1 protein-coding gene is annotated in these 1415 nt (G+C 60.0%); it reads left to right on the forward strand.

The window, feature by feature from the left end; translation table 11 throughout:
* Positions 1-1415: hypothetical protein (locus tag EOA29_RS36445; protein ID WP_210213225.1), on the forward strand; the 1415-nt coding region annotated here is incomplete at both ends.

The following is a 1415-nucleotide window of genomic DNA, read 5'->3' on the forward strand; positions in this document are numbered from 1 at the left end:
GAGACAGGCACAGGGATGATCTGGGGCAAGACAAAGCTCTACGAGTCAAGTGGGAGCGCTTCGTCTTCGGTCGCCCGATCGAATGCACCGATTTCCTTGAAGGCCTGCTGCGAGTCATTGAACGTCTCTTTGGCCAGGTGAACCTCGGAGGTGGGTCCCGTAAATTGAGCATTAAGTCGGCCCGGCGATCGCGTAACCAGTGGCTCGACCTCAATGCTGACGTTGGCCTGTATTTCGGCCTGCGCTACAGAGGGTTGCCCGCGCTTCTCGGCGCAGCCGTCGAATGGGACGTGCCCCATCTCTTTAGCTACGAAGAACTGCTCGATCGCGCGAAAGCGCGTCAAAAAAAGTACCGGCGAAACGAGTCGACGGCGCGAAGCGCCTTGCAGATCAAATTCGATGTGGCGCTAACAGCCGGACGGGAGCGGGCAACCGTTCAGCTCGTGTGGACCGGGCAACCACCCGCCATCGGTCTGGAACTGCCGAAGGACCTCGGCCGCCTCATCAAGCGCCCGCTTGGGCGCAGCAGCGTCGCGCGCCTCTCGGTCAGCCGAAAGGGCGCACTCCAGTCGGTATCTCTCACCGATACGGGAACGCTGCAACCAGCCTTCGGGCAGGATGCCGGAACGCTTATCCCACGAACGAACACCGGTATCGACCTTGCGAAGCTCTTCCCAAAACTCTTGAAGGATGCAAGGGACGCCGGCCGGATCACACAGGCCGGCGCTGACGACATTGCTGCGGCGTGGAAGCAATTTGCCGCCTTGTATACCGACGCGCTTACATCACTGCAGTCGTCCGGGTACGCGTCTGCCACCATTGTCGCGCAGGCTGACGCCTACGGCGCCCTGCTGAACAGTCTGATCAAGAATGCCATAGGTGATCTTAACCGCCGCGATATCTGCGCGCCGGTGCTGCGGATCGGGACGATCGAAGTGCTTGGAAGCGCTCCGTCAGCCATTGTCGCACCTTGGCATCCCCTACGCCTGGCTGGTGTCGCGGCCAAAATGCGTTCGGTCGCTGGCTTAGCCGACTATCTCTTGTCGGATGTCGATTTGAACTTCGGCGACTCGCGTCTGTTTTTCAGCGATCTCCGCGACGAACTCAGCCATCCGCTCTATCCTGAAGTGGCCGTCGGCTATGAGGGCAGCGAACCCGTCCTGCTCACGGAAACAAGTACGGTCAACGACTACAGTCTGGTCGAGCGGCCGGTCCGCGATCCATCCGAGGCGACCACAGATGTCGATCCATCAGAGGCCGCAAGACAGATTCGCGCACTGCTTGAACGCTATCTCGACCTGCAGCCGCATGAGCGATCGAATCTGAGCATCATGCTCTACAATTGCGATGCGGCAGGTCTGCCGCTCGCAACCGTGAGCGCGCTAAGTTCTGTGCAGGACCAGGAAGAAGTTCAT

Source organism: Mesorhizobium sp. M1E.F.Ca.ET.063.01.1.1 (genome assembly GCF_003998155.1).
Classification (GTDB): domain Bacteria; phylum Pseudomonadota; class Alphaproteobacteria; order Rhizobiales; family Rhizobiaceae; genus Mesorhizobium.